We start from the raw sequence: 25,277 nt of genomic DNA, 5'->3' as shown, positions 1-25,277 counted from the left end.
TCCCCCAACTCATAAGCAGAGCTAATGGCCAAGGCATCCTTCAAGCTAATTTCTAAACGGCTATCAAAGACTTCATCCACCACTTCACGAACCGTATAAACACGGAAATCTCCAGTTTTTTCATTGAATTCAATCGCTGCACTTTCTGATTGTCCATAACGACGGCGATAAGCTGAACGCAATGATTCTGTGACGGCTTCGATGATATCTTCTTTTTTGATCCCTTTGTCTTCTTCCAAAATGCGGAAGGCTTCTAGCATTTCTTTACTCATGTTATTCTTGCCTCTTCTATAAAGGCATCCTTTCTTTCATTCTGTTACAATTTTACAGCCAACCTTGCTTTGGACACAAGGTTATAAGGAATATCCACTGTTTTCTTCCGTGTTTTATCCATATACTCAATGGTCAAAACATCCTCTTCAAAACCTACCAAATTCCCCTCAAAGACCTTTTGCTTTTCAACAGCCTTGTACAAGCTGATATTGACGTACTTGCCAACAGCTCCCTCGAGTGCTTCCTTGGTTTTCAATGGTCTCTCCAGGCCAGGACTGGTAACCTCTAAGAGGTACTGTTCTGGAAATGGGTCTGGTTTGATTTGATCCAATAGCAGGCTAATGATTTCTGTCAAATCCGCTGTATCATTCAGTGTGATTCCTTCTGGTTTGTCTACGAAAATGCTTAAGACGTAGTCACCACCCATTTTGCCATATTCAACATCGACCAATTCAAATGGTTCCTTTATAGCTGGCTGAATCACTTCTGTTACTAAGTCAACAATTGTTGCGATGGTTGCCACCTCCTCATAGATAAGAGGCGAAGATATTTCCCCGCCTCTCCTTTTCTATTCATTTAAGATATTATAACACGATTCCACAATGATTGCAAGGAATATGCTAAAACTGTGCTTCTACACGGTAAATGACCTGGCCTTTACTTGAGAACTTCTTCTCATATTCAGTCATGACATTGCCCTCAAAATCACTGGCATGAAGGTCTAACCAAACCCCTTTCAAGATCATACCGTATTGCGAAAAACTCACCAAGCTATATTCAAACAATCCACGATTATCTGTCTTAAAGTGAATCTCCCCATGTTCTGGAAGAATTTGCTTGAAGGTATCTAGGAAGGTCTTGTAAGTCAAACGACGCTTCTCATGACGTTTCTTAGGCCAGGGATCTGAAAAATTCAGATAGAGTTGATCAATCTCTCCATCTTCAAAATAGTTGGTCAAGCTATCCCCGTCTACCCAAAGTAATTTAATGTTAGGAACATCAGCCTCTAAGACCTTATCTAAGGCATAACTCAAGACCGATTTTTGAATATCAATTCCGATGTAGTTGATCTCTGGATTGGCCTTGGCCATCCCAGTAATAAAGGCCCCTTTTCCGCTTCCAACTTCAATATGAATGGGATGATCATTCCCGAAAATCTCATGCCATTTCCCCTTGGCATCTTCTGGATTTAGGACCACATATTGCGGATTCGCTTCTAATAATTCAGTCGCTCCCTTGCGATTTCTAACTCTCATATTTCCTTTCCATATTTCAACCGGAAATTGCGCAGAGCATAGATCTCGCGATTGACATTTTCTAAATCATTATTTTCATAGTATTTAGCAATTTGGCACAAGAAAGAGTATTGACCAAACCAATAGAGTTTATCAAATACTTTTTGATTGTACTTGTAGCCATAATAGCCTAACCAATCGCGCCAATTAGAATCTGGGATATAGTGACTCAAGATATGCGCCACATCCAACATCCGGTCTGTCAAACGAACAGAGTCCCAATCGACTAGATAAATCAAGCTACTCTCTGTCTCAATCCAGTTGCTATGACGAACATCTCCATGGACGATCGTCGCATAATCCTCCCGAAAGGCAGGCACTGTCTTACGTAAATTCTTTACGACTGATTGGATATAGTGATTCTGACGTAGGGCAATTGGCAACCGGTTACTCCAAGAATTGAGCAACTCTAATGGAGATTCCACAGGATAGCCAAGTTTTTTCAATTGGGTCATCAAAGGTCTAGAACGGTGCAATCTCGTTAAAATATTGACGACTTGTTTTTTCGACATCCCATTTGGCGTGAGAATTTCCCCATTCAACCATTCTTGGGCACTCATCACATTTCCATCCGGCAAGCGGCGACTCCATAACAATTGAGGAGCAATCTGTTCTTTTGCTAGACCCGCAAGGATTGGGGTCGTATTCATTTTTACAAAAACGCGCCCGCCATCTGGGTAGGTCCCCATGTAGGCCTTCCCACTCTTCCCAGGAATCGGGGTGAGGCTTAGCTCTTTTTCATTCGAGTCCATCTTTTCCTCCGTAAAAAGTTTCCAATCTATTTTACTAATTTTAACGATTTTCGTCAACCAAGCGCGTCATCTTAAATGGAAGATAAAGCAGGGTTAAAGCAACTGTATAAGCCAATAAGCCCAACAACAGGACTTTATCTGAAATAAAGACCAGGCCAATCCCCCCTTCTATCACCGTTATCATGCTCATGACCAGCTGAATCATTTTGTTCAACCCTGCCTTTTTACTGCCCTTTTTCATCGGGAAAAGGAGGGTCAAGGGTTGGTAATCAAAAGCACTGTAAAGCCCCAGTAATTGAAAAATAACCAAGTAATTGAGCAAGGCTACAAGGGCAATCACTACGAGAGGCTGGGGAATAAAGATGATAGCAAGAATGGAAAGAGCCAAGAGTCGTAGAGTCATAGAGAAAAGATCTCCATTCCGTAAGAAGGAGCGCATATATAAGTGAAGCCACGTATTGCCATGTGTTTTGGGAAGAAGCCCTAAGAAACCATCCAAGTAAGCTCTTCTTTTAACACTGTTAGTAATACCTTTCACCGTTGTAAACAAGGCAAAGAAACGAAGAATCAATTGTTTCCTTGCATTCTCACGAGCAATGGCCAAGTTCCAATTCAAATTTCCATCCTGGTAGAAGCGCGCTTCCTTCCAGCTAAAAACAGCCCCTTTAGCCACCCCTAAGACAAGGATATAAGCTACAATAGCAAGTTTATCCAGCCCCGTTGCAAGAAGAAGAGGAACAAATAATAGAAGGACAAAACTTTGAATCAAAAACCAAAACACAAAAGACTTCTTGGCCTGCCCTTTGATATAACGTTTCACTTCCTCTTCCTTTACTAAAAGGAATAAGGCATCGGGCTTCTCTAAGTAGGTCGCAATAGAGCCTATCGGAACCAAGAGGAGCAAACCAATCAAGAGACTCCAGCGGATCAGGCTTGTATCTTTGGGTAGATCTTGCAAGAATTGGCTGTATTGAACCGCCAGAAATCCTATGAAAATCAGCATAAAGAGGACGAAATGATCATTGAGAACATAGCGGCTATATTTTACACATTGAGTTCGAAACGTTTGTTGCCGTTTTTTCATCAACTCTTTCATGCTGTTTCCTCTTCTGTCAAAGTCATGTAGATATCATTTAGACTTGCTTTCTCATCTCCAAAAGTTGAACGCAACTCATCTAAGGTCCCTTGTGCTCGGATCTGACCCTTATGGAGGATTACAAAACCATCACACATCTTTTCAGCCGAATCCAGAACGTGGGTACTCATCAAAATCGATTTTCCTTTTGCTTTCTCATCTGCCAATAACTGAATCAAATCTGCAATCGCAACAGGATCCAATCCCAAAAAGGGTTCATCGACAATATAAAGACTTGGATCCACTGCATAGGCGCAAATAATCATGACCTTTTGCTTCATCCCTTTTGAAAACTGGGTCGGGAACCAATCTAATTTTTCAGCCAAACGAAATCGTTCCAACAAGGGCTGGACGCGCACCATGACCTGATCCCTGTTTAAATCATAGGCCATAGCTACGGTCTCGATATGCTCTCTCAAGGTTAATTCTTCATATAGACTAGGGGTTTCTGGAATATAGCCGATTTTTTTACGATAGTCAGTTGGAGCTTCTGGAAGGCTCAGGCCGTCAATCCGTACTTCCCCAGCATAAGGATGCAGGAGACCAATAATTTCATTAATCGTGGTTGACTTCCCAGCTCCATTTAGTCCAATCAAACCAATCAGTTGGCCATCCGGAACTGAAAAACTCACCTCTTTCAGGACAGGGATGTTGACATAGCCCCCTGTCAACTTGTTGATTTCTAACATATTTTCTCCAATTTCTGGTATAATGTTCTTATATTATAACAAAATTTAGTCTAAATGAGGTGTATTTATGGTTGATGATTGTATTTTTTGTAAGATTATAGCTGGCGACATTCCTTCCTCCAAAGTCTATGAGGACGAGGAAGTCCTCGCATTTTTGGACATCTCTCAGGTTACACCAGGTCATACGTTAGTGGTTCCAAAAAAACACGCTCGCAACCTCTTAGAGATGGACGAAACCGCCACAGCTCAACTATTTGCACGTGTCTCTAAAGTTGCAAAAAAAGTAGAAACAGCTACCCAAGCTAAGGGAATGAATATCATCAGCAACATGGAAGAAGTTTCTGGACAAACCGTTTTTCACACACATGTCCACATTATCCCTCGCTATTCCGATCAAGATGAGCTTGCCATTTCATTTACTGAACACGAGCCTAATTTTGAACAACTAGCAGTTCTCGCAGAAACCATCAAAAACAGTTAAAAAGGAGGCCATATGAAACTCAAAAATCTCTTTTGGTTTGCAACAGGAGCTAGCATTAGCTACCACCTGGTAAAAAATCGCAAAGAAATCAAAACAGAGGTGACTGAATCCAGCCAATTGGTCAAGGGAATTCAAGATAACCTAGCAAAAATCCAACGCAATCTGGATATTATCCAAGACCAAAAGACCAATCTTCAAGAATTGGTAACGGATTTCCAATACAAGACCAAACTGTTTCGTCAACAAGCAACAGCCTCTCTAAAAGAAATTCAAGACATCTGGCAACCAGGTAAAAACGATTGAGAAGACTCAATCGTTTTTTTCTTATTCTGAAGGTACCGCAGGTGTCACACTGCTCGACTCTGTAGCTGCAGGAGCAACTGGTGTCACTGGTGCAACAGAACTTTGAGGTGTCACCACTCCCGTATCCTGGCTCGATGGGACAACCGGTTGTTGATAAAAATCTTGGTATACTGGAGCTTCCTCAGATGCTGGAACTTGGCTATCAACTTGAGAAGAGTTCTCCTTCAAACTATCATCCCCATCCAGCAGATAAGCATTGGTTTTCAATGTTTTTATTTCTTTCATACCCAAAGCTTTGCGGATAATATTTTGAATTTTTAAGATATGTTTTGAAGTCACAATTTGGTAACTTCCGCCATCTGCTAAGGTAGCATCTTCTCCTTTCAGCTGGTACTGATGAATCGTTGAAAGGGCATCTTTATATCCTAACAATTGAAGAAGACTGTTGCTATCAAGTGAAATGTTGGTTTGCATATTGTCACTAACAGACTCAATGATTCCTTTGTAATGACTCAAACTATTGAGGCTTAAAACTTTCTCAACAATCTTTTTGATCACTTCACGCTGGCGTTTTTGACGTCCGTAGTCTCCTTCTGGGTCTTGGTAGCGCATCCGTGAATAAACGAGTGCTTGGTCCCCATTAATCTCCTGACGTCCTGGTGCGATCTTAGCCGTATATTCTGGCTCATTTTCCTCGATCGAGATATCGAAGTCAAATGGATTGTTAACCGTGATGCCACCAACCTTATCCACTAATTGAACCAACCCCTTCATATTGATCATGACATAGCGGTCAATATGGATATTCAAAAGATCTTGAATAGTCTTAATGGCTAATTTGGCACCGCCTTGAGCATAAGCTGAATTCAATTTTGCTTGGACTGTTTCGCCATCTGAAGTAATATTGGTTAGGATATCTCTTTCCAAGCTTGTCATGGTTGTTTCTTTTGTTTGAGGATTGACAGTCACCAAAATCATGGTATCACTATTTCCGGCCCAAGGATCTTCCCGAGAACCACTACCTGTATCAACCCCCATCAAAAGGATAGTCATTGGCTTGTTTTCTGCAATGACATTGGTCTCATTTCCAAAGCCCTTATAAGTCTTACTGAGAGTTCCAGTCGTTTGGTTAAGGATGGTAAGGCCATAGGCTCCAACCCCAATCACTGTTACCGTCAATAAACTCAAAAACATCAAAATAATCTTTTTAACCATATAGAATCTCTCTCTAATCTATCAGTTTCCCCATAAGGTAAACATCTAAGAATTCTCCTTCAGCTGAACAAGCTCCACGAGCTTGGCAACCTTCGATTTCAAAACCTAATTTTTTATACAGGTGAATCGCCCGTTCATTACGTACTTGGACATTCAAGACTAGTTTGCGAAGAAGACCAGTCGAGTGTGCCCACTCAAGCCCTTCTTCCAGTAAGATCTGTCCAAGTCCTTGATTCCAATAAGCTTTTTGAACCACAATAAAGACATCCCCAATATGCTGAATGGACCGTTGAGAAGCTGCAGTGATATTTAACAAAGCCGCCAGTTCCTGATCCAGAAATAGCAAGAGGCAAATCCGGTTATCCGCCATCTCTTGCACCGTTAGAAAATGCTCCATATCTGCTGGAGACATGCCAATCCCAGCTTCATCTAGCGTCATGTAATCTGACTCTTTCCCGACTCGATTTAAGAAATCAACGACAAGAGCCGCGTCTGCACTTTCAGCTTGCCGAATTTCTAATGTCACTTCCTTTTCCTTAGTCATCCGTTTTTCCCACCTGCTCAAAGGATGTAAGTAAAGTCTCTGCACGCGCTCCATGAGCTTCAAAAGCTAACTCTCGCCCCTCTTCCAATTTTCGGATAAAAATTTTTAGATAAGCATCCGAGAGACTCGGCTCAATCAGCTCTCCCCATTCAATAATGGTAGCACCATCTCCAAATAGAAAATCATCTAAATCAATAGAATCTGGATCATTCCCAATCCGGTAAACATCCAAATGGTATAAAGGCAAGCGGCCTTCGTATTCACGAACAATGGTATAGGTCGGGCTTTTAATCATCTGATCAATCCCTAACCCCTTTGCAATTCCCTTTGTAAAGGTCGTTTTCCCTGCCCCTAGATCACCTGATAAGATGATTACGTCTTGCTTTTCTAAGAGTTTTCCTAGCTGTTTTCCTAGAGCGATCAGCTCCATTTCATTGTGACTAATCATTCCTCTATTATATCAAACTTTTTAAAAATCTGCTCTTTCTTTTAGAAATTGTTCGACTCCGGTTTGATTTTTAGATAGATAGACAAACTATTTTAAAGTAAAATAAGTTAAGTGATTCTGCAAAAAAATAAATTTGAGTTCCAATTTTTAAATCGATTTAAGAAAATAATGAAACTTTCCGCTGTGAGAAAAGTGCCTGAAACAATAACGTTTCAGGCACTCGGAATTATTGAGACCTTAGGCTCAATAATTAGTCATGGAACTTCAAAGAAGTTCCATGACGTCCGTACTCACCTAAGGAATGTTTTTGGTATAACTTTGTCTTCAATCTGAAAGGAATGGGAGACAACTCCCATTCCTTTTTGGCACTTTCCTGATGCTTAATTCAAGGCCATGCTAACGTAGTTTAAAATAAAGAGAACATCTAGGATCCAAATCATGCTGTGCACTTCTTTGGCTTGTCCTTTAACCACTTTCACCAAGCTATAGGTGATAAATCCAGCAGCGATCCCTTGAGTAATCGAGTAGCTGAAGCCCATAAAGATAGAGGTGAAGAAGGCAGGAACTGCTTCTGACATATCTTCCCAATGGATATTTTTCAAGCCACTCAACATCATGATCCCAACAACAATCAAAATTGGAGCTGTAGCAGCGGTCGGTACAATCGCCAACAAAGGACTAAAGAGACTTGAAATAGCAAAACAGATCGCTACAACCAAAGCTGTCAGACCAGTGCGTCCACCAGCTCCAATACCAGCTGCAGATTCAACATAAGTCGTTACGTTTGAAGTTCCTGCAATGGCTCCGACTGAAGTCGCTACAAGGTCTGAATAGAGGGCCTTATCTAATTTCGCTGATTGATGGTTTTCCCCATTTGTCGCAACAATCCCAACTTTTTCACCCGTACCGATTAAAGTTCCAATTGTATCAAAAATATCGGTCAAGGAGAAGGCTAAGATGGCCATCAATGTCTCAGGCAAACGAGACGTATTGGAAATCAACGAACCCAATCCTTTCGATCCCAAAGCTTGACCAAAGATCGTGCCTAAATCATTAAAGGCCGCTCCTAGATGGTTACTTGCAAAGTCAATTTTAGTGATATCAACCACATGGATGAGAATTCCAAGCACAGTCGTTACTAAGATAGAAAGGATAATCCCTCCCTTAATCCCTTTGACAACAAAGAAAATAGTAATTGCAAGACCAACAAGAGCCAAGAGGACCGCCGGATTGTTAAAATCAACCAATCCAGGAACAGCAGATGCATTGGCTGAGATCGTTGCATTCGCCTTATCTGCTCCTTCTCCGACCACTGTATAAGTATGAGGGTCAATCGTGAATTTTAAAAATCCTGCATTCTTAATCCCAACATAGGCCAAGAAAATCCCGATCCCCGCTGAAATAGCAGAGCGAAGAGCAGTCGGAATCGATTCGATGATCATCTTCCGAACCTTTGTCAATGTGATAATCAATGAAATCACGCCACAAATGAAGACCATTCCCAAAGCTTCCTGCCATGAGTAGCCCATACCAAATACAACGGTAAAGGTAAAGAAGGCATTCAAGCCCATCCCAGGTGCTTGTGCATAAGGTAAATTGGCATAAAAAGCCATCATCAAGGTCCCGACAACGGATCCAATAATCGTTGCAAGGAAGACTCCTTGAGCTGGCATACCTGTTTGTGACAACATTTGAGGGTTTACGAAGAGGATATAACTCATCGCAAAAAAGGTTGTCAAACCAGCAAGAACCTCTGTTCGAACAGTGGTTCCATGTTCTGAAAGTTTAAAAAACTTATCCATTTCAGAATAAACTCCTTTTTCATCATTCTCGCTCCCAATCAATTTGCGAACGTTATTTCTATTTTACCAAAAGATCTTTCGTCTTTCAAGAAATCCTACTTCTCTTCTTGATTTTTGAGCGCTTTTCCGATTTTTCTGATATAATGGTCTCATTCTTCTCGAAAGGAACCGAATTATGCATAAAAAGATGATCGCTCTAGATTTAGACGGCACCCTCTTAAATTCCGAAAGCAAATTGAGCGACTTTACCATTGATACGATTAAAAAAATTAGTGCTCTTGGCCATAAAGTCATTATTACAACAGGCCGCCCCTATCGTATGGCACACACCTACTACAAACAACTAGAGCTAGATACTCCAATGATCAATTTTAACGGCTCCCTTACGCATCTACCTGAGAAAAAATGGGGGGATGAACAATGTTTGACTTTAGATAAAAAATACCTGCTAGATATGGTCGCTAACCGAGACACCATCCAAGCGGACTTTATCGCTGGCGAATACCGCAATAAATTCTTTATTACCGATCCAAATGAGCACGTTGCAGACCCTAAATTATTCGGTATTGAATCTTTCCAACCAGAAAATCAATTCAATCCCGAGCGGGTAACGAGCGACCCAAACTGTATCCTCTTTCAAACGAAAGCGGAAGACAAATATGCTCTGGCAGATGAAATGAATCGGCATTATGACTACAATCTGTCTATCAATACTTGGGGTGGTCCCTTAAATATTCTGGAATGCAATCCCAAAAATGTGACCAAAGCATCCGCTCTGACCTACCTTCTGGATAAACTCAATATGGATCAGAAGGATTTGATTGCCTTTGGAGACGAGCACAACGATACTGACATGCTAGCTCTCGCTGGTCATGGATACGCTATGAAAAATGCTAGCTCCGTCCTTCTCCCCTATGCAGACTCCGTCACAGATTTCACCAATAACGAAGACGGTGTCGCGCGCCAACTCATTCAATTATTCTTATAATAGGAACAGACATGAGTTATCCCCTCATGTCTTTTTCTTCGCCAAATCCTTAATCGGTTAATCAATACCGCCCCTTTTTTCCATTTTTTCATTGCCTCGTCATCTGGTTTGTGATATTATTAACATAGTTATTAAAGAAGCGCTTTCAAAAATTCTAAATCGCTTCTCGTTCACTTAAGGAGGAACAAAATGAAAGCTGTTGTTGTTAATCCAGAAGGTACTGGTGTTGAAATCGTTGCAAACAAAGACGTACGTCCACTTGAAACAGGGGAAGCTCTTGTTCAAATCGAATACTGTGGTGTCTGCCACACTGACTTGCACGTCGCACATGGAGACTTCGGTAAAGTTCCAGGCCGTGTTCTTGGACACGAAGGAATCGGTATTGTTAAAGAAGTTGCTCCAGATGTTAAGAGCCTTAAAGTTGGTGACCGTGTCAGTGTTGCTTGGTTCTTCGAAGGATGTGGAACTTGTGAATACTGTACAACTGGTCGCGAGACTCTTTGTCGGACTGTTAAAAATGCTGGTTACTCTGTTGATGGAGGAATGGCTGAACAATGTATCGTTACTGCAGATTATGCAGTGAAAGTACCTGAAGGATTAGATCCTGCCCAAGCTTCTTCTATTACGTGTGCAGGTGTTACAACTTACAAAGCCATCAAAGAAGCCAAAGCTGAACCAGGACAATGGATCGTTATCTATGGAGCTGGTGGACTAGGAAACTTGGGTGTTCAATATGCTAAGAAAGTCTTCAACGCACATGTCATCGCTGTCGATATCAACAATGATAAACTAGAATTGGCGAAAGAAATTGGTGCAGACTTTGTCATCAACGGTCGCGAAGTTGAAGATGTCCCAGGATTGATCAAAGAAAAAACAAATGGTGGAGCTCACTCTGCTGTCGTAACAGCTGTTTCTAAAGTAGCTTTCAACCAAGCAGTAGATTCTGTTCGTGCAGGTGGCCGCGTTGTCGCAGTTGGTCTTCCTTCTGAAATGATGGACCTCAGCATTGTGAAAACTGTATTAGATGGTATCCAAGTCATTGGTTCTCTTGTAGGAACTCGTAAAGACTTGGAAGAAGCTTTCCAATTTGGTGCAGAAGGCTTGGTAGTCCCTGTCGTTCAAAAACGTCCAGTAGAAGATGCTGTCAAAGTCTTTGATGAAATGGAAGCTGGAACCATTCAAGGACGTATGGTACTTGACTTTACAAACTAAACAACTGAACCTACAGGACTAGCCCAACTGGGCTAGTCTTTTTTGAGTGCTCTCAATCACTCTATTTTACAATTTATTATATATTTATTTTTTATTTTTGGAGATATAGATCGATTGTTGGAATCTTTTTATTGAAATTCAAATCCTATGAAACCCATCTATCATATATTTCTTCTGCCATCATCAACTAATAAACGAGAACCATTCAATAGCATTCAATTTTTATCTAACGATAAATCAATATAACAAGTTAATATTTTTATATCGAGATTTTGATAGAAAAATTGACTTAAGTGTGAAAACGATTTATAATAAAGTAGCTTAAAGTTTTCTTAAACTGAAAGTCAAACAAATTTTATAAGGAGGAATGTCAATAATGAGTATTGGTATCATTATTGCTAGCCACGGTGAATTTGCAGCTGGAATCCACCAATCCGGCTCGATGATCTTTGGGGATCAAGAGAAAGTTCAAGTGGTTACGTTCATGCCAAGTGAAGGCCCGGATGATCTCTATGCTAAATTTAATGCAGCTGTTGCCGCATTTGATGTAGAAGATGAAGTCTTGGTTTTGGCTGACCTTTGGAGTGGTTCTCCATTTAACCAAGCAAGTCGCGTCATGGGAGAAAATCCAGATCGTAAATTTACGATCATCACAGGATTGAACCTTCCGATGTTGATTCAAGCTTATACAGAGCGTTTGATGGATGCAAATGCCGGCGTTGATCAAGTCGCTGCAAACATCATCAAGGAAGCAAAAGACGGTGTCAAAGCTCTTCCAGAAGAATTGAATCCTGTTGAAGAAGCTAGTACAGCCGCTGCTGCTCCTGTAGCCCAAGCTGCTATTCCAGAAGGAACAGTTATCGGAGATGGAAAACTCAAGATTAACCTTGCCCGCTTAGATACACGTCTTCTTCATGGACAAGTCGCAACCGCTTGGACACCTGATTCAAAAGCCGATCGGATCATTGTTGCTTCAGATTCTGTTGCCAAAGATGAACTCCGTAAGGAATTGATCAAACAAGCGGCACCAAATGGAGTGAAAGCAAACGTTGTCCCAATTCAAAAATTGATCGACGTTGCAAAAGATCCACGTTTTGGAAATACCCATGCTTTGATCTTATTTGAAACACCTCAAGATGCTCTTCGCGCCATCGAAGGTGGTGTTCCGATTAAAACCTTGAACGTTGGTTCAATGGCCCACTCAACTGGTAAAACCATGGTTAACAATGTGTTGTCAATGGATAAAGATGACGTAGCTACATTTGAAAAAATGCGTGATCTTGGAGTAGAATTTGACGTCCGTAAAGTGCCAAATGACTCTAAGAAAGATTTGTTTGACTTAATTAACAAAGCTAACGTTCAATAATCGATTACTTACGAAAGGATTTTAAACATGTCTATTATTTCTATGGTATTAGTGGTCGTTGTTGCCTTCTTAGCAGGTCTTGAAGGTATCCTTGACCAATTCCAATTCCACCAACCCCTTGTTGCTTGTACCTTAATCGGTTTGGTAACAGGTAATTTGACTGCTGGCATTATGCTTGGTGGTTCACTTCAATTTATTGCACTTGGCTGGGCAAACATTGGTGCCGCAGTTGCACCCGATGCTGCCCTTGCATCTGTCGCTGCTGCCATCATCATGGTACTTGGGGGAGACTTCAGTACAAAAGGAATCGCTGTCGCTCAAGGTGTCGCTATTCCACTTGCAGTTGCTGGTCTTTTCTTGACCATGATCGTCCGTACCCTTTCCGTTGGTTTGGTTCACACTGCTGACGCTGCTGCTAGAAAAGGGGATATCAAAGGTGTAGAACGCGCTCACTTTGTGGCCCTTCTTCTTCAAGGTCTTCGTATCGCCATTCCTGCAGCCCTCTTGTTGATGATTCCTGCTGAAACTGTCAAAACTGCTCTTGAACAAATGCCAAAATGGCTCTCTGATGGAATGCAAATCGGTGGTGGTATGGTTGTAGCCGTTGGTTATGCCATGGTTATCAACATGATGGCGAGCCGTGAAGTATGGCCATTCTTTGCCATCGGTTTTGCTCTTGCAGCTGTTAGCCAATTGACCTTGATCGCTCTTGGAGCAATCGGTGTTGCTCTTGCCTTAATCTACCTTTCACTCTCTAAGAAAGGTGGCAATGGAGGTGGCGGAGCCGCTACTTCTAACGATCCAATCGGCGACATTCTCGAAGACTATTAAGAAAGGTGTGACACTATCATGACTGAAAAATTACAATTATCTAAATCAGATCGTCAAAAAGTTTGGTGGCGTTCAACCTTCTTGCAAGGTTCTTGGAACTATGAACGGATGCAAAACTTGGGTTGGGCCTACTCATTGATCCCAGCTATCAAAAAACTTTACACGAAGAAAGAAGACCAAGCGGCTGCTCTTGAACGTCACATGGAATTCTTTAACACTCACCCATACGTTGCTGCTCCTATCATCGGGGTAACACTTGCTCTTGAAGAAGAAAGAGCAAACGGTGCTGCGATTGACGATGCTGCCATCCAAGGGGTTAAAATTGGTATGATGGGTCCTTTGGCGGGTATCGGAGATCCAGTCTTCTGGTTTACAGTACGTCCAATTCTTGGGGCTCTTGGTGCATCACTTGCTGCGTCTGGTAATATCCTTGGTCCACTCATCTTCTTTATCGCATGGAATGCGATTCGTATGGCCTTCTTGTGGTACACGCAAGAACTTGGCTACAAAGCAGGTTCTGAAATTACCAAAGATATGTCTGGTGGGATCTTGCAAGACATCACTAAAGGGGCTTCTATCCTTGGGATGTTCATCCTCGCTGTCTTGGTTGAACGTTGGGTATCTATTAAATTCATCTTTAATGTTTCTTCTGTCAAATTAGACGACAAAGCTTATATCCACTGGGATAAACTTCCTGAAGGATACAAGGGTATCCAAGAAGCCTTCGCTCAAGTTGGTTCAGGCCTATCTCAGACACCTGAAAAAGTTACAACTTTCCAACAAAACTTGGATTCATTGATTCCTGGTTTGATGGGATTGCTTCTTACTTTTGCTTGTATGTGGTTGTTGAAGAAAAAAGTATCTCCAATCACCATCATCATCGCTCTCTTTGTAATCGGTGTATTAGCACACGTTGCTGGCTTGATGTAAGCAAAGATCAACTAAAAAGAAGGTTTCGGCCTTCTTTTTATTATGATATAATGGAGTGAACAGCAATACAGGAGGATCTCATGGCTCAATCATTGAATAAAACCGTTGAATTCCATACTACAGGGGTTTCTTACCTTGGAGTGGGGGGAAAGGTTGGAAAAATCCTAGTAGGGAATGCCGCTTTTGAATTTTATGCGGATGCAAATGTAGAAGACTACATACAAATTCCCTGGCAAGAAATTGAACAAATCGGAGCCAATGTATCCGGACGTAAAATTAGCCGTCATTTTGAAATCTATACCAGAGAATCAAAATTTCTCTTTGCTTCAAAAGACTCTGGAAAAATTTTAAAGATTGCTCGGGAACATCTAGGAAATGATAAAATTGTCAAACTTCCTACATTGATCCAAACCATCACGGCTAAAATTAAAAATCTATTTGCAAAATAGGATCTTTTCTTGTATAATAGACGCAAACGGATAAGTAAGTTAAGATGCTCTTTCAGAAAGTCTGCGGTTGCTGCGAGCAGATAGAAATCTTAATTGAAATTCTACCGTTTAGTTAAAATACAATATTGAATCAAGTGCACACCTGTGAAGTTGGATGGAACCGTGGCTCTGCCACTCCAACACTGTAACAGGTGTGTTTTTTGTTAAAGGAGAAGCTATGTTAGATATTAAACGGATTCGTACAGAATTTGATACAGTTGCTAAAAAATTGGCAACACGTGGAGTAGATGCGGCTATTTTGAATGAAATGAAAGAAATCGATGCCAAACGTCGAGACATCTTAGTCAAAGTAGAAAATCTCAAAGCAGAGCGCAACACCGTATCTGCTGAAATCGCTCAAGCAAAGCGTAACAAGGAAAATGCAGATGATAAGATTGCTGCCATGCAAACCCTCTCTGCTGAAGTCAAAGCATTAGATACAGAATTAGCTGAAATCGATGCGAAATTGACTGAATTCACCACTACCCTTCCAAACATCCCCGCTGACAGTGTTCCTGTTGGAGCAGATGAGGATGACAACGTTGAGGTTCGCCGTTGGGGAACACCTCGCGAATTTGGCTTTGAACCAAAAGCTCACTGGGATTTAGGCGAAGACCTTGATATCCTTGACTGGGAACGCGGGGCTAAAGTTACTGGTGCTCGTTTCCTCTTCTACAAAGGACTTGGAGCTCGCTTAGAACGTGCCATCTACAATTTCATGTTGGACGAACATGGTAAGGAAGGCTACACTGAAGTCATCCCTCCTTACATGGTCAACCATGATTCTATGTTTGGTACTGGTCAGTATCCAAAATTCAAGGAAGATACTTTTGAACTTAGCGATACCAATTATGTCCTCATTCCAACAGCCGAAGTTCCTTTGACAAACTACTACCGCGATGAAATTCTTGATGGGAAAGATCTTCCAATCTACTTCACTGCTATGAGTCCATCTTTCCGTTCAGAAGCTGGTTCAGCCGGTCGTGACACTCGTGGATTGATCCGTTTGCACCAATTCCATAAGGTTGAAATGGTGAAATTTTCCAAACCAGAAGAATCATATGATGAATTGGAAAAAATGGTTGTCAATGCTGAAAATATCCTTCAAAAATTGAACCTTCCATACCGTGTGGTAGCTCTCTCAACGGGAGACATGGGCTTCTCAGCTGCCAAGACTTATGACTTGGAAGTATGGATTCCAGCGCAAAACACCTACCGTGAAATCTCAAGCTGTTCTAATACAGAAGATTTCCAAGCTCGCCGTGCGCAAATCCGCTACCGTGATGAAGCAGATGGCAAGGTAAAACTCCTTCACACATTGAACGGTTCTGGATTGGCCGTTGGACGTACTGTGGCAGCAATTCTTGAAAACTATCAAAATGAAGATGGTTCTGTGACCATCCCAGAAGTTCTTCGTCCATACATGGGTGGAGCTGAAGTCATTGCACCAAAATAAAGTTAAAAAAAACTGAGTCTTGCAAATTGCAAGCTCAGTTTTTTAATATTTACGAAAACGTTGATAGCGTTGCTCTAGCAGATCTTCGAGAGATAAGTCTTGTAGCTCCTTCAATTCTGCTTGGATCTCTTTCTTCACTTGAGCTAGTAATTCGCCATTAGAAAAACCATGCTCTGGAATAATCTTGTCCACAATGTCCATATTCAACAACTCATGTGAAGTAATCTTCATCAATTCAGCTGCTTCCATGGCACGGCTTCCATCTTTCCAGAGAATAGAGGCAAAACCTTCTGGACTCAAGACTGCATAGATGGAGTTCTCCAGCATCCAGACCTTATCTGCTACACCAAGAGCTAAGGCGCCACCTGAGCCACCTTCTCCAATGATCATCGCGATAATCGGAACTTTTAAATCACTCATTTCCATGAGGTTGCGGGCAATAGCCTCACCCTGTCCCCGCTCTTCAGCGCCAACACCCGGATAAGCACCCGCAGTATTGATGAAGGTTACTACTGGACGACCAAACTTCTCCGCCTGTTTCATCAAACGCAAGGCTTTTCGATAGCCTTCTGGATGGGGTTGACCAAAGTTTCGACTAAGATTGTCCTGAAGATTCTTTCCTTTTTGAATCCCGACAACCGTTACCGCTTGATCTCCTAGCCAACCAATTCCACCGATCACTGCACCGTCATCTCGGAAATTCCGATCGCCGTGTAATTCGATAAAGTTATCAAAAATTCCATGAGCATAATCGAGAGCTGTCAAACGTCCTTGGTCACGGGCTTCTTTAATAATCTGTGTTATTTTACTCATGTTTACCTCCATGAAGGGCCAATAATTGTCCAACCGTTGCTCGGATTTGGCTTCTCTCCACGATCAAGTCTACAAATCCATGTTCTTGTAGAAATTCTGCTTTTTGGAAATCATCTGGCAATTTTTCACGCACAGTTGATTCGATCACGCGTCGACCAGCAAACCCGACCAAGGCTTGACTCTCTGCCATGATAATATCACCTTCCATAGCAAATGAAGCCGTTACCCCACCGGTTGTCGGATCTGTCAATACCGTCAAATAGAATAATTTTTCTTTAGAATGACGTTGAACAGCCGCAGAAATTTTTGCCATTTGCATCAAACTCACGATTCCTTCTTGCATCCGAGCACCACCAGAAGCAGTAAAGAGAACGACTGGCAATTTTTCATTTGTCGCAAATTCAAACAATCGTGTAATTTTTTCACCTACTACAGAACCCATTGAGGCCATGATAAAGTTAGAATCCATGATCCCAAGCGCAACTTTTTGCCCTTTAATCAATGCAGTTCCTGTCAGTACAGCTTCATCCATTCCTATCATTTCTCGTACTGCTGCTAGTTTCTTCTTATAATTGGGAAAATTCAAGGGATCTGTCGTTTCGATTCCAGTAAACATTTCTTCAAAGCTGGCTGGATCCACTGTAAGCGCCAAGCGTTCTTTAGCAGAAATACGGAAGGTATAGCCACAGTTTGGGCATACCCGTTCACTACCTAAATCCTTTTGGTAAATGGTATGTTTACAACCTGGACATTGTGAAAATAGCTCATCAGGAACTTCAGGTTTTGGCTGAGGTTCTTTCCAGGCTGACCTATTCGGATTGATCCGAATATATTTATCTTTTTTAGAAAATAATGCCATTACTAACTCCTTGTAATATGCTACAGCATCTGTAGCATTACTATAAAAGCCTGAAACTGTGAGGATGATGTTCATACTTCCCTCACAAGTCCAGGCTTTTCATCATTCCTTATTATAATTTGGAAGGAATTGTTCCATCAAAAATGCAGTGTCATAATCACCAGCGATCACATGCGAATCTGAGATCAAATCCAACTGGAAACTACTATTGGTTGTGACACCATCGATTTCCAACTCATAAAGAGCTCGCTGCATTTTCATCAGTGCATCAAAGCGATTTTCCCCATGGACAATGATCTTAGCAATCATACTATCATAGTATGGTGGAATCGTATAACCAGGATACACAGCAGAATCCACACGCAGGCCAACCCCACCACTTGGAAGATAGAGATTAGTAATCTTACCTGGGCTTGGTGCAAAGTTAAAGGAAGGATTTTCCGCATTAATCCGGCATTCAATCGCATGGCCTTTAATGACAATATCCTCTTGAGTAACGGATAATTCTTGGCCAGCTGCGATTTTAATCTGTTCCTTAACGATATCAACTCCTGTTACAAATTCTGTGACAGGATGCTCTACTTGCACTCGAGTATTCATTTCCATAAAGTAGAACTCACCCTTGCCTTCATCATACAAGAATTCAATCGTTCCAGCATTCTCGTAACCAACTGACTCAGCTGCACGAACAGCTGCAGAACCAATACGATTACGAAGAGTTTTTCCGATAGCAATTGAAGGGGATTCTTCTAGAACTTTTTGATTGTTCCGTTGGAGAGAACAATCGCGTTCACCTAAGTGAATGACATGTCCATGCTGATCCGCTAAAATCTGTACTTCAATGTGGCGTGCCGGATAAATCACCCGCTCCATATACATGGCACCATTCCCAAAAGCAGCTTGAGCTTCTGAGGAAGCAGATTCAAAAGCAGCAACCAAATCTTCTGGTTTTTCAACCTTCCGAATTCCTTTACCACCGCCTCCTGCAGATGCTTTCAACATCACAGGGTAACCAATGCGCTCTGCAATTTCGAGGGCTTCTTCAGCTGTATAAACTTCACCATCTGATCCAGGAATAACAGGTACTCCTGCTTTGATCATCTGTTTACGAGCATTAATCTTATCCCCCATCATATCCATGACTTTAGCAGAAGGGCCAATAAATTTAATACCAACTTCCTCACACATGGTTGCAAATTTTGAGTTTTCACTTAAAAATCCAAAACCAGGGTGAATAGCTTCTGCACCTGTTAAAACAGCTGCAGACAAGACAGCACTCATATTCAAATAAGATTCTGTTGATTTAGCAGGTCCAATACAGACTGCTTCATCCGCTAGTAAGGTATGCAAGGCTTCTTTATCAGCAGTAGAATACACCGCAACCGTCTCGATGCCAAGTTCACGAGCCGCACGAATAATGCGCACTGCAATCTCACCACGATTGGCGATTAAGATCTTACGAAACATAGATAGGCCTTTCTTAATTTCCAATTGCAAAAGTAAGTGTTCCTGAAGCTGCAAGCTTACCGTCTACCTCTGCTTTCGCTTCAACAACAGCAATTGTTCCACGACGTTTGACAAAAGTAGCTGTCATCACCAGTTGATCTCCTGGAACGACTTGTTTTTTAAACTTCACCTTGTCCATCCCTGCATAAAAGACTAATTTCCCTTTATTTTCAGGTTTTGACAACTCTAGTACACCTGCTGTTTGTGCCAAAGCTTCCATGATGAGAACACCTGGCATAACAGGATATTGTGGAAAATGTCCATTAAAAAACGGTTCATTAATTGTCACGTTTTTGATGGCAACAATCGTATCTTCGCTTGTTTCTAAAACGCGATCCACCAAAAGCATTGGGTAACGATGCGGCAAAGCCTCACGAATAGCATTAATATCAATTGTCATTTGATTCGAACCAATCCTTTTCCAAATTCAACCATTTCTTCATTCATTACCAAAATTTCAGTGACTACCCCATCTTTAGGTGCTGGGACTTCATTCATCACTTTCATGGCTTCGATAATCAAGAGTGTTTGACCCTTAGTGACCTTATCTCCTACAGATACAAAGGCCGGTTTATCCGGAGCTGGTGACAAGTAAGCCACCCCAACCAATGGACTTTCAACGACATCACCTTCGGCCTCTTGAGCTGGAGCAGCAACTGGTTCAGCTGCTACAGCTGGAGTTGCTGGTGCTTCAACAACGGGGGCTACGACAGGAGTTTGAGGTGTTGCTACCACTTCAACTGCAGGAGCTACCGGTGTAGTCGCAACTGAAGTCGTTTGATTTTTACTCAAATTCAATTCTTCGCCATTATTTTTATATGAGAATTCACGCAAAGTTGACGCATCAAATTGAGCCAACAAATCTTTGATTTCAGAAATATTCATGAATTAACCCTCCCAACGTTTAAAGGCCAGAACAGCATTGTGTCCTCCAAAACCAAAGGTATTTGAGATAGCGTACTGAATATCCGCTTCTTGGCCTTCACCATAAACAACGTTTGCTTCGATATAGTCAGACAATTCTTTAGTACCAGCAGTTTTTGGTACAAAGCTGTGACGAATCGCTTCGATGGTAGCAATCGCTTCAACTGCACCAGCGGCACCAAGCAAGTGTCCTGTAAATGATTTAGTAGATGATACAGGAACTTCTTTACCAAGTACAGAAACAATAGCTCCGCTTTCACCTTTCTCATTGGCAGGTGTAGATGTACCATGAGCATTGACATAATCGACGTCTTCAGGCTTAATACCAGCTTCATTGATCGCTAATTTAATTGCTTTGGCCGCACCTGAACCATCTGGTGTCGGTGTTGTCATATGGTAGGCATCACAGTTTGAACCATAACCAACAATCTCAGCCAAAATGTTAGCACCACGTTTTTGGGCATGTTCCAAACTTTCGATGACAAGAACCCCTGCACCTTCCCCCATCACAAAACCATTACGGTCTTTGTCAAATGGAATAGATGAACGTTCTGGGTCTTCCGTTGTTGAAAGGGCCGTAAGGGCATTGAAACCACCGATACCAATCTTAGTAATCGAAGCTTCAGCACCACCTGCCAAAACAACATCATGCATACCAAATTTAATTTCACGGAAAGCTTCACCAATTGCATCATTGGCAGAAGCACAAGCAGTTGTCACGGATTTACATACCCCTTGAGCCCCAATCTTAAGTGCGATGTTTCCAGCACCCATGTTTGAAAGAGCTTTCGGAATAAACATGGGTTGGATTCTCTTCATCCCACGTTCATGCATCCGGATAATTTGGTCTTCCAATTCTTGCAAACCACCGATACCAGATGATACAATCACACCTACACGATCGCGGTCTTCTTCTTCCATATTCAAGCCTGAATTTTCAATAGCTTCCATCGCAGCATAGATTGCATACAATGAGTAAGTATCCATACGATTTTGATCTTTTTTCACGAAATATTTATCGAATGGGAAATCTTGAATTTCACCAGCATTAAAGACTGGAATTTCAGAAGCATCAAATTTTGTAATGGGCTTGATTCCAATTTTTCCTTCATGAAGGCTATTCCAGAACTCCTCTGGTGTATTTCCGATTGGTGAGGTTACACCGTAACCTGTAACAACAACACGATTTGTAGACATATATATTCTCCTTTTGTCGGATGGATATTTAAGTAAGTGATTTTCGATCAGTGAGCATTCATTATTGCATAGTCATGCCGCCATCAATGGCAATTGTTTGACCAGTTAAATATTCTTGACCTGCTAAGAAAGCCGCAACTTCAGCTACTTCTTCTGCTTGACCAATTCGTTTCATTGGCACTTGAGCTAGCATGGCATCTTTCATTTTCTCTGGAATAGCGTCTGTCATATCTGATTCAATGAAACCAGGAGCGATAGCATTGACACGGACACCACGGGCCGCAACTTCACGCGCTACTGATTTAGTAAAACCAATCAAACCAGCTTTTGAAGCCGCATAGTTAGCTTGACCGATATTCCCCATTAGACCAACAACAGAGGACATATTGATGATGGCACCTTGACGCGCCTTAGACATTGGTTTCAAGACAGCTTGTGTCATATTGAAGGCACCAGTCAAGTTGATTTTCAAGACACGTTCAAAATCTTCTTCAGTCATCTTCAACATCAACTTGTCGTTTGTAATCCCAGCGTTATTGACCAAAACATCAACACTACCAAGCTTTTCAATAGCTTCAGCAACCATACGTTGCGCATCTTCGCCATTAGAAATATCCCCAGAAATACCAACAACAGTCACACCATAGTCAGCAAACTGTGCAAGCAAGTCCTCAGAAATTTCAGAACGTCCATTTAGGACAACATTGGCACCGAGACTCGCAAATTTATGAGCCACAGCCAATCCAATTCCGCGTGTTGAACCTGTTACAAAAACATTTTTATTCTTAAGTTCCATCTTTACCTCGTTTTAAGCATTCAGAAGTGCATCTAGACTAGCCTGATCTTCGACGTTATGAGTTGGAAGAGTTTTATCAATTTTCTTCAAGAATCCTGACAAGACTTTTCCAGGTCCGATCTCGATGACTTCATCTACACCAAAGTCTTGAATCGTAGCAATTGAATCATAGAAACGAACCGGTTCTTTTACTTGACGGGCCAAAAGTGCTTTCACATCTTCTGACTTCATGATAGTCGCTTCTGTATTCCCAACTAAAGGAAGATCAAAATCATTAAATGATACTTTTTCTAGTTCAGCCGCCAATTTTTGACTAGCAGATTCCAGTAAGGCTGTGTGGAATGGACCTGACACATTCAAAGGGATCAAGCGTTTGGCACCTGCTTCCTGCAATAGTTCCACAGCATAGTCCACAGCCGCAACCTCACCACCAATCACAATTTGTGCTGGTGTATTGTAGTTAGCTGGTGTCACTACACCCTTTTCGGATGCTTGTTGACAAATCTCCTCGATCAAACTTGGATCTGTATTCATAACAGCAACCATTTTCCCACTTCCAGCAGGAGCTGCTGTTTCCATGAATTCACCACGTTTCGCAACCAAAGCTACTGCATCTTCAAACGAAAGAGCTCCAGCCGCAACCAGGGCAGAATATTCCCCCAAAGAGAGGCCGGCAACAATATCAGGAGTGATACCATTTTCTGCTAAGAGGCGATAAATGGCTACTGACGTTGTCAAAATAGCTGGTTGAGTATAGCGTGTCTGATTCAGTTTTTCTTCGTTAGAATCAATCAATTCACGCAAATCATAACCTAGAATACGACTAGCCGTATCAAATGTCTCTTTAACAACGGGATAAGCCGCATACAAATCGCTCGCCATGCCCAATTTCTGAGCCCCTTGACCAGCAAATAAGAACGCACGTTTTGTCACTATCCTAATCCTTTCGACGTTTTTAGACGTTTACATCTGCCCAACGAGCAGCCTCTTTTTGAATCACCTTGGCTGCACCATAATAGATATCTTCTAGAATTTCAGCACAGGTTTCTTCCTTGCTCACAAGACCAGCAATTTGACCTGCCATTACAGATCCATTGTCAACATCTCCATCAACAACGGCATTGCGAAGAGCACCTGCCCCTAATTCTTCAATTTCTTCTTGAGTCTTCTTACCTGCCAAGAAATCTTTTTCAGCTTGGTTATAGGCAGAAGCCAATTTATTCTTGATCGCACGAACAGGGTGTCCAACAACTGATGCTGAAACTACCGTATCAATATCTTTCGCTTTCAAGATTTTATTCTTAAAGTTTTGGTGGGCATTAGATTCTTTAGCAACCACGAAACGAGTTCCCACCTGAACAGCTTCGGCACCTAACATAAAGACAGCTGCAGCACCGGCACCATCAGCGACACCTCCCGCACCAATTACTGGAATAGAAACAGCTTCAACCACTTGACGAACCAAGGTCATGGTCGTCAATTTACCAATGTGACCTCCAGCTTCCATCCCTTCTGCAATCACTGCATCAGCACCCAATTTTTCCATCCGTTTTGCAAGGGCAACAGACGGAACAACTGGAATGACAGTGATCCCTGCTTCATGGAAACGATCCATGTATTTCCCAGGATTTCCAGCACCAGTTGTAACAACTTTTACACCTTCTTCAATCACCAGGTCAACAATGTCATCCGCGAATGGGGACAAAAGCATGATATTTACACCAAAAGGTTTATCTGTAATAGACTTCACTTTATCAATGTTAGCCTTTACAACTTCTTTTGGAGCGTTCCCACCACCAATGATTCCAAGACCACCGGCGTTTGATACTGCTCCAGCCAAGTCACCATCAGCGACCCATGCCATCCCACCTTGGAAGATTGGATATTTAATATTCAATAGTTCAGTAATTCGTGTTTGCATGATACCTACCTCTTTTTTCGCTTAAGTAATAGTTTGAGTTTAAAAGATTGTTTCTTTGAGCCTCAAACTATTACCTAAACAAGAGAGAATATCTTTCGATACTCTCATCTATCATTATTTTGTTTTTTCTTCTACGTAAGCGACAAGGTCACCGACTGTAGACAATCCTTCTTCAGTTTCGATTTGGATGTCAAAAGCATCTTCAATTTCAGAGATAACTTGGAACAAATCCAATGAATCTGCTTCTAAATCTTCGAATGTAGATTCAAGAGTTACTTCTGATGGTTCTTTACCAAGTTCTTCAACGATAATTTCTTGTACTTTTTCAAATACTGCCATGATAGGCCTCCTTAAAAAATAATATATAAAATTTTAAAATGTGTTTCCACATGTTTAACTAGATTGTAACAAGAAGTGTGCCCCATGTCAAACCTCCACCGAATCCTGTCAGAAGAATTTTTTGACTTCCATCCATCTTGATTCGATGATTCTCGACACACTCCGATAATAGAATGGGGATACTAGCAGCACTAGTGTTCCCATATTCCATCATATTTGCTGGGATTTTCTCTCTAGAGACACCCAGTTTTTTTGACATCTTATCTAACATTCGGTCATTCGCCTGGTGTAACAGAAAATAGTCAATCTCTTCTGCTTCCATAGAGGCGTCTGCTATAATTTTTTGAATACTTTTTGTGACATCACGAATGGCAAAATCAAAAACTGCCCGTCCGTCCATTGTCAGATATCTTCGATCAGAAACGTCATCTGAATAAGGGGAAGACAGACCCAAATAGCAAGATTCCAAACTATTACCTCTACTCCCGTCCGTATACAGATTCTCAGCTAAAAATGTTTTTTGATCACTAACTTCAAGTAAGACACCCCCAGCTCCATCACCAAAAAGCACAGAGGTGGATCGATCCGACCAGTCCAAGACCTTTGAAAGCGTCTCGCTACCGATCACAATCCCTCTCTGATACATTCCAGATGAAATGTATTTTTCAGCTGTCGATAACGCAAATACAAATCCGCTACATGCTGCAGTCAGAT

General features: G+C 41.7%; 30 protein-coding genes. 9 read left to right on the top strand and 21 right to left on the bottom strand.

Features of this window, described 5'->3' with window-relative positions; all coding sequences use genetic code 11:
• From SPADD19_RS12970 to SPADD19_RS10345, 6 genes are all read right to left on the bottom strand, one after another.
• Nucleotides 1-272: NusA N-terminal domain-containing protein (locus SPADD19_RS12970; RefSeq protein WP_277619482.1), on the bottom strand; the 272-nt coding region annotated here is incomplete at its 3' end.
• 44 nt (nt 273-316) lie between these two features.
• Nucleotides 317-796 (bottom strand): ribosome maturation factor RimP, encoded by a 480-nt coding sequence (gene rimP, locus SPADD19_RS10365; RefSeq protein WP_061455942.1) that lies wholly within the window; start codon nt 794-796, stop codon nt 317-319.
• A gap of 97 nt (nt 797-893) precedes the next feature.
• Nucleotides 894-1,529, bottom strand: a complete 636-nt coding sequence (gene trmB, locus SPADD19_RS10360; RefSeq protein ID WP_014712710.1) for a tRNA (guanosine(46)-N7)-methyltransferase TrmB — start codon at nt 1,527-1,529, stop codon at nt 894-896.
• Entirely contained in the window at nt 1,526-2,320 is a 795-nt protein-coding gene (gene ccrZ / locus SPADD19_RS10355) for a cell cycle regulator CcrZ (RefSeq protein ID WP_061455941.1), read from the bottom strand. The genes trmB and ccrZ overlap by 4 nt, the downstream gene beginning before the upstream one ends.
• Nucleotides 2,321-2,360: 40 nt before the next feature.
• Entirely contained in the window at nt 2,361-3,416 is a 1,056-nt protein-coding gene (locus SPADD19_RS10350) for an ABC transporter permease (RefSeq protein WP_061455940.1), read from the bottom strand.
• Complete coding sequence (locus tag SPADD19_RS10345) at nt 3,413-4,144, bottom strand: ABC transporter ATP-binding protein (RefSeq protein ID WP_061455939.1); 732 nt, start codon at nt 4,142-4,144, stop codon at nt 3,413-3,415. The genes SPADD19_RS10350 and SPADD19_RS10345 overlap by 4 nt, the downstream gene beginning before the upstream one ends.
• Before the next feature lie 67 nt (nt 4,145-4,211).
• Between SPADD19_RS10345 and SPADD19_RS10340 the strand changes: the two genes are divergently transcribed.
• Nucleotides 4,212-4,625, top strand: a complete 414-nt coding sequence (locus tag SPADD19_RS10340; RefSeq protein WP_003018459.1) for an HIT family protein — start codon at nt 4,212-4,214, stop codon at nt 4,623-4,625.
• Nucleotides 4,626-4,637: 12 nt separating this feature from the next.
• Nucleotides 4,638-4,928, top strand: a complete 291-nt coding sequence (locus SPADD19_RS10335; RefSeq protein WP_003018523.1) for a hypothetical protein — start codon at nt 4,638-4,640, stop codon at nt 4,926-4,928.
• A 21-nt stretch (nt 4,929-4,949) separates the two neighbouring features.
• Here the strand turns inward: SPADD19_RS10335 and lytR are convergent, their stop codons facing one another.
• From lytR to SPADD19_RS10315, 4 genes are all read right to left on the bottom strand, one after another.
• Nucleotides 4,950-6,143 (bottom strand): glycopolymer--peptidoglycan transferase LytR, encoded by a 1,194-nt coding sequence (gene lytR, locus SPADD19_RS10330; RefSeq protein ID WP_049488603.1) that lies wholly within the window; start codon nt 6,141-6,143, stop codon nt 4,950-4,952.
• Between the two features lie 13 nt (nt 6,144-6,156).
• Nucleotides 6,157-6,687 carry a GNAT family N-acetyltransferase gene (locus SPADD19_RS10325; RefSeq protein ID WP_013904730.1) on the bottom strand — a complete coding sequence of 177 codons (531 nt, stop codon included), beginning with the start codon at nt 6,685-6,687 and terminating at the stop codon, nt 6,157-6,159.
• A complete protein-coding gene (gene tsaE, locus SPADD19_RS10320; protein WP_003018467.1) occupies nt 6,680-7,135 on the bottom strand; it encodes a tRNA (adenosine(37)-N6)-threonylcarbamoyltransferase complex ATPase subunit type 1 TsaE in 456 nt (151 codons plus the stop codon). Before tsaE ends, SPADD19_RS10325 begins: the two co-directional genes overlap by 8 nt.
• A 380-nt stretch (nt 7,136-7,515) precedes the next feature.
• Complete coding sequence (locus SPADD19_RS10315) at nt 7,516-8,937, bottom strand: NCS2 family permease (protein WP_003003910.1); 1,422 nt, start codon at nt 8,935-8,937, stop codon at nt 7,516-7,518.
• Between the two features lie 175 nt (nt 8,938-9,112).
• Here SPADD19_RS10315 and SPADD19_RS10310 point away from each other — a divergent pair, with 175 nt between their 5' ends.
• From SPADD19_RS10310 to serS, 7 genes are all read left to right on the top strand, one after another.
• The gene (locus tag SPADD19_RS10310) at nt 9,113-9,925 is read left to right on the top strand and encodes a Cof-type HAD-IIB family hydrolase (protein ID WP_049474385.1); all 813 of its coding nucleotides are present in this window, start codon (nt 9,113-9,115) and stop codon (nt 9,923-9,925) included.
• Nucleotides 9,926-10,114: 189 nt separating this feature from the next.
• Entirely contained in the window at nt 10,115-11,137 is a 1,023-nt protein-coding gene (gene adhP, locus SPADD19_RS10305; protein WP_061455938.1) for an alcohol dehydrogenase AdhP, read from the top strand.
• A gap of 376 nt (nt 11,138-11,513) precedes the next feature.
• A complete protein-coding gene (locus tag SPADD19_RS10300; protein WP_061455937.1) occupies nt 11,514-12,503 on the top strand; it encodes a PTS sugar transporter subunit IIB in 990 nt (329 codons plus the stop codon).
• Between the two features lie 27 nt (nt 12,504-12,530).
• Entirely contained in the window at nt 12,531-13,334 is an 804-nt protein-coding gene (locus SPADD19_RS10295) for a PTS mannose/fructose/sorbose transporter subunit IIC (protein ID WP_061455936.1), read from the top strand.
• A gap of 18 nt (nt 13,335-13,352) precedes the next feature.
• The gene (locus SPADD19_RS10290; RefSeq protein ID WP_003010435.1) at nt 13,353-14,264 is read left to right on the top strand and encodes a PTS system mannose/fructose/sorbose family transporter subunit IID; all 912 of its coding nucleotides are present in this window, start codon (nt 13,353-13,355) and stop codon (nt 14,262-14,264) included.
• 80 nt (nt 14,265-14,344) lie between these two features.
• On the top strand, nt 14,345-14,713 hold the full coding sequence (locus tag SPADD19_RS10285; protein ID WP_003010437.1) for a DUF956 family protein: 369 nt from the start codon (nt 14,345-14,347) through the stop codon (nt 14,711-14,713).
• 217 nt (nt 14,714-14,930) lie between these two features.
• On the top strand, nt 14,931-16,208 hold the full coding sequence (gene serS, locus SPADD19_RS10280) for a serine--tRNA ligase (protein ID WP_041818457.1): 1,278 nt from the start codon (nt 14,931-14,933) through the stop codon (nt 16,206-16,208).
• A gap of 42 nt (nt 16,209-16,250) precedes the next feature.
• Here the strand turns inward: serS and SPADD19_RS10275 are convergent, their stop codons facing one another.
• The 11 genes from SPADD19_RS10275 to SPADD19_RS12965 all read right to left on the bottom strand — a co-directional run.
• Entirely contained in the window at nt 16,251-17,021 is a 771-nt protein-coding gene (locus tag SPADD19_RS10275; protein WP_061455935.1) for an acetyl-CoA carboxylase carboxyl transferase subunit alpha, read from the bottom strand.
• Nucleotides 17,014-17,880 (bottom strand): acetyl-CoA carboxylase, carboxyltransferase subunit beta, encoded by an 867-nt coding sequence (gene accD, locus SPADD19_RS10270; RefSeq protein WP_061455968.1) that lies wholly within the window; start codon nt 17,878-17,880, stop codon nt 17,014-17,016. Before accD ends, SPADD19_RS10275 begins: the two co-directional genes overlap by 8 nt.
• Before the next feature lie 102 nt (nt 17,881-17,982).
• Nucleotides 17,983-19,347 (bottom strand): acetyl-CoA carboxylase biotin carboxylase subunit, encoded by a 1,365-nt coding sequence (locus SPADD19_RS10265; protein WP_003018446.1) that lies wholly within the window; start codon nt 19,345-19,347, stop codon nt 17,983-17,985.
• A 13-nt stretch (nt 19,348-19,360) separates the two neighbouring features.
• A complete protein-coding gene (fabZ, locus tag SPADD19_RS10260; protein ID WP_003004019.1) occupies nt 19,361-19,786 on the bottom strand; it encodes a 3-hydroxyacyl-ACP dehydratase FabZ in 426 nt (141 codons plus the stop codon).
• Nucleotides 19,783-20,271 carry an acetyl-CoA carboxylase biotin carboxyl carrier protein gene (accB, locus tag SPADD19_RS10255; protein WP_003018494.1) on the bottom strand — a complete coding sequence of 163 codons (489 nt, stop codon included), beginning with the start codon at nt 20,269-20,271 and terminating at the stop codon, nt 19,783-19,785. Before accB ends, fabZ begins: the two co-directional genes overlap by 4 nt.
• Nucleotides 20,272-20,274: 3 nt before the next feature.
• Nucleotides 20,275-21,507 carry a beta-ketoacyl-ACP synthase II gene (gene fabF, locus SPADD19_RS10250; RefSeq protein ID WP_003010454.1) on the bottom strand — a complete coding sequence of 411 codons (1,233 nt, stop codon included), beginning with the start codon at nt 21,505-21,507 and terminating at the stop codon, nt 20,275-20,277.
• Between the two features lie 61 nt (nt 21,508-21,568).
• Entirely contained in the window at nt 21,569-22,303 is a 735-nt protein-coding gene (fabG, locus tag SPADD19_RS10245) for a 3-oxoacyl-[acyl-carrier-protein] reductase (protein WP_003010456.1), read from the bottom strand.
• 12 nt (nt 22,304-22,315) lie between these two features.
• Nucleotides 22,316-23,236 (bottom strand): ACP S-malonyltransferase, encoded by a 921-nt coding sequence (fabD, locus tag SPADD19_RS10240; RefSeq protein ID WP_061455934.1) that lies wholly within the window; start codon nt 23,234-23,236, stop codon nt 22,316-22,318.
• A gap of 22 nt (nt 23,237-23,258) precedes the next feature.
• The gene (fabK, locus tag SPADD19_RS10235) at nt 23,259-24,224 is read right to left on the bottom strand and encodes an enoyl-[acyl-carrier-protein] reductase FabK (RefSeq protein WP_003018538.1); all 966 of its coding nucleotides are present in this window, start codon (nt 24,222-24,224) and stop codon (nt 23,259-23,261) included.
• A gap of 114 nt (nt 24,225-24,338) precedes the next feature.
• A complete protein-coding gene (locus tag SPADD19_RS10230) occupies nt 24,339-24,563 on the bottom strand; it encodes an acyl carrier protein (protein ID WP_003003892.1) in 225 nt (74 codons plus the stop codon).
• Nucleotides 24,564-24,621: 58 nt separating this feature from the next.
• Nucleotides 24,622-25,277: beta-ketoacyl-ACP synthase 3 (locus SPADD19_RS12965; protein WP_241496579.1), on the bottom strand; the 656-nt coding region annotated here is incomplete at its 5' end.

The sequence above is a fragment of the Streptococcus parasanguinis genome (assembly GCF_001578955.1).
Lineage (GTDB): Bacteria > Bacillota > Bacilli > Lactobacillales > Streptococcaceae > Streptococcus > Streptococcus parasanguinis_U.
The sequence above is the reverse complement of the archived record's forward strand: the minus strand, read 5'-3'. Positions and strand labels throughout refer to the sequence as shown.

What these genes read in the sequence shown, in the direction of transcription:
- trmB (WP_014712710.1), bottom strand. Translation starts at nt 1,529, where the DNA reads ATGAGAGTTAGAAATCGCAAGGGAGCGACTGAATTATTAGAAGCGAAT.
- ccrZ (WP_061455941.1), bottom strand. Translation starts at nt 2,320, where the DNA reads ATGGACTCGAATGAAAAAGAGCTAAGCCTCACCCCGATTCCTGGGAAG.
- SPADD19_RS10350 (WP_061455940.1), bottom strand. Translation starts at nt 3,416, where the DNA reads ATGAAAGAGTTGATGAAAAAACGGCAACAAACGTTTCGAACTCAATGT.
- SPADD19_RS10345 (WP_061455939.1), bottom strand. Translation starts at nt 4,144, where the DNA reads ATGTTAGAAATCAACAAGTTGACAGGGGGCTATGTCAACATCCCTGTC.
- SPADD19_RS10340 (WP_003018459.1), top strand. Translation starts at nt 4,212, where the DNA reads ATGGTTGATGATTGTATTTTTTGTAAGATTATAGCTGGCGACATTCCT.
- SPADD19_RS10335 (WP_003018523.1), top strand. Translation starts at nt 4,638, where the DNA reads ATGAAACTCAAAAATCTCTTTTGGTTTGCAACAGGAGCTAGCATTAGC.
- lytR (WP_049488603.1), bottom strand. Translation starts at nt 6,143, where the DNA reads ATGGTTAAAAAGATTATTTTGATGTTTTTGAGTTTATTGACGGTAACA.
- SPADD19_RS10325 (WP_013904730.1), bottom strand. Translation starts at nt 6,687, where the DNA reads ATGACTAAGGAAAAGGAAGTGACATTAGAAATTCGGCAAGCTGAAAGT.
- tsaE (WP_003018467.1), bottom strand. Translation starts at nt 7,135, where the DNA reads ATGATTAGTCACAATGAAATGGAGCTGATCGCTCTAGGAAAACAGCTA.
- SPADD19_RS10315 (WP_003003910.1), bottom strand. Translation starts at nt 8,937, where the DNA reads ATGGATAAGTTTTTTAAACTTTCAGAACATGGAACCACTGTTCGAACA.
- SPADD19_RS10310 (WP_049474385.1), top strand. Translation starts at nt 9,113, where the DNA reads ATGCATAAAAAGATGATCGCTCTAGATTTAGACGGCACCCTCTTAAAT.
- adhP (WP_061455938.1), top strand. Translation starts at nt 10,115, where the DNA reads ATGAAAGCTGTTGTTGTTAATCCAGAAGGTACTGGTGTTGAAATCGTT.
- SPADD19_RS10300 (WP_061455937.1), top strand. Translation starts at nt 11,514, where the DNA reads ATGAGTATTGGTATCATTATTGCTAGCCACGGTGAATTTGCAGCTGGA.
- SPADD19_RS10295 (WP_061455936.1), top strand. Translation starts at nt 12,531, where the DNA reads ATGTCTATTATTTCTATGGTATTAGTGGTCGTTGTTGCCTTCTTAGCA.
- SPADD19_RS10290 (WP_003010435.1), top strand. Translation starts at nt 13,353, where the DNA reads ATGACTGAAAAATTACAATTATCTAAATCAGATCGTCAAAAAGTTTGG.
- SPADD19_RS10285 (WP_003010437.1), top strand. Translation starts at nt 14,345, where the DNA reads ATGGCTCAATCATTGAATAAAACCGTTGAATTCCATACTACAGGGGTT.
- serS (WP_041818457.1), top strand. Translation starts at nt 14,931, where the DNA reads ATGTTAGATATTAAACGGATTCGTACAGAATTTGATACAGTTGCTAAA.
- SPADD19_RS10275 (WP_061455935.1), bottom strand. Translation starts at nt 17,021, where the DNA reads ATGAGTAAAATAACACAGATTATTAAAGAAGCCCGTGACCAAGGACGT.
- accD (WP_061455968.1), bottom strand. Translation starts at nt 17,880, where the DNA reads ATGGCATTATTTTCTAAAAAAGATAAATATATTCGGATCAATCCGAAT.
- SPADD19_RS10265 (WP_003018446.1), bottom strand. Translation starts at nt 19,347, where the DNA reads ATGTTTCGTAAGATCTTAATCGCCAATCGTGGTGAGATTGCAGTGCGC.
- fabZ (WP_003004019.1), bottom strand. Translation starts at nt 19,786, where the DNA reads ATGACAATTGATATTAATGCTATTCGTGAGGCTTTGCCGCATCGTTAC.
- accB (WP_003018494.1), bottom strand. Translation starts at nt 20,271, where the DNA reads ATGAATATTTCTGAAATCAAAGATTTGTTGGCTCAATTTGATGCGTCA.
- fabF (WP_003010454.1), bottom strand. Translation starts at nt 21,507, where the DNA reads ATGTCTACAAATCGTGTTGTTGTTACAGGTTACGGTGTAACCTCACCA.
- fabG (WP_003010456.1), bottom strand. Translation starts at nt 22,303, where the DNA reads ATGGAACTTAAGAATAAAAATGTTTTTGTAACAGGTTCAACACGCGGA.
- fabK (WP_003018538.1), bottom strand. Translation starts at nt 24,224, where the DNA reads ATGCAAACACGAATTACTGAACTATTGAATATTAAATATCCAATCTTC.
- SPADD19_RS10230 (WP_003003892.1), bottom strand. Translation starts at nt 24,563, where the DNA reads ATGGCAGTATTTGAAAAAGTACAAGAAATTATCGTTGAAGAACTTGGT.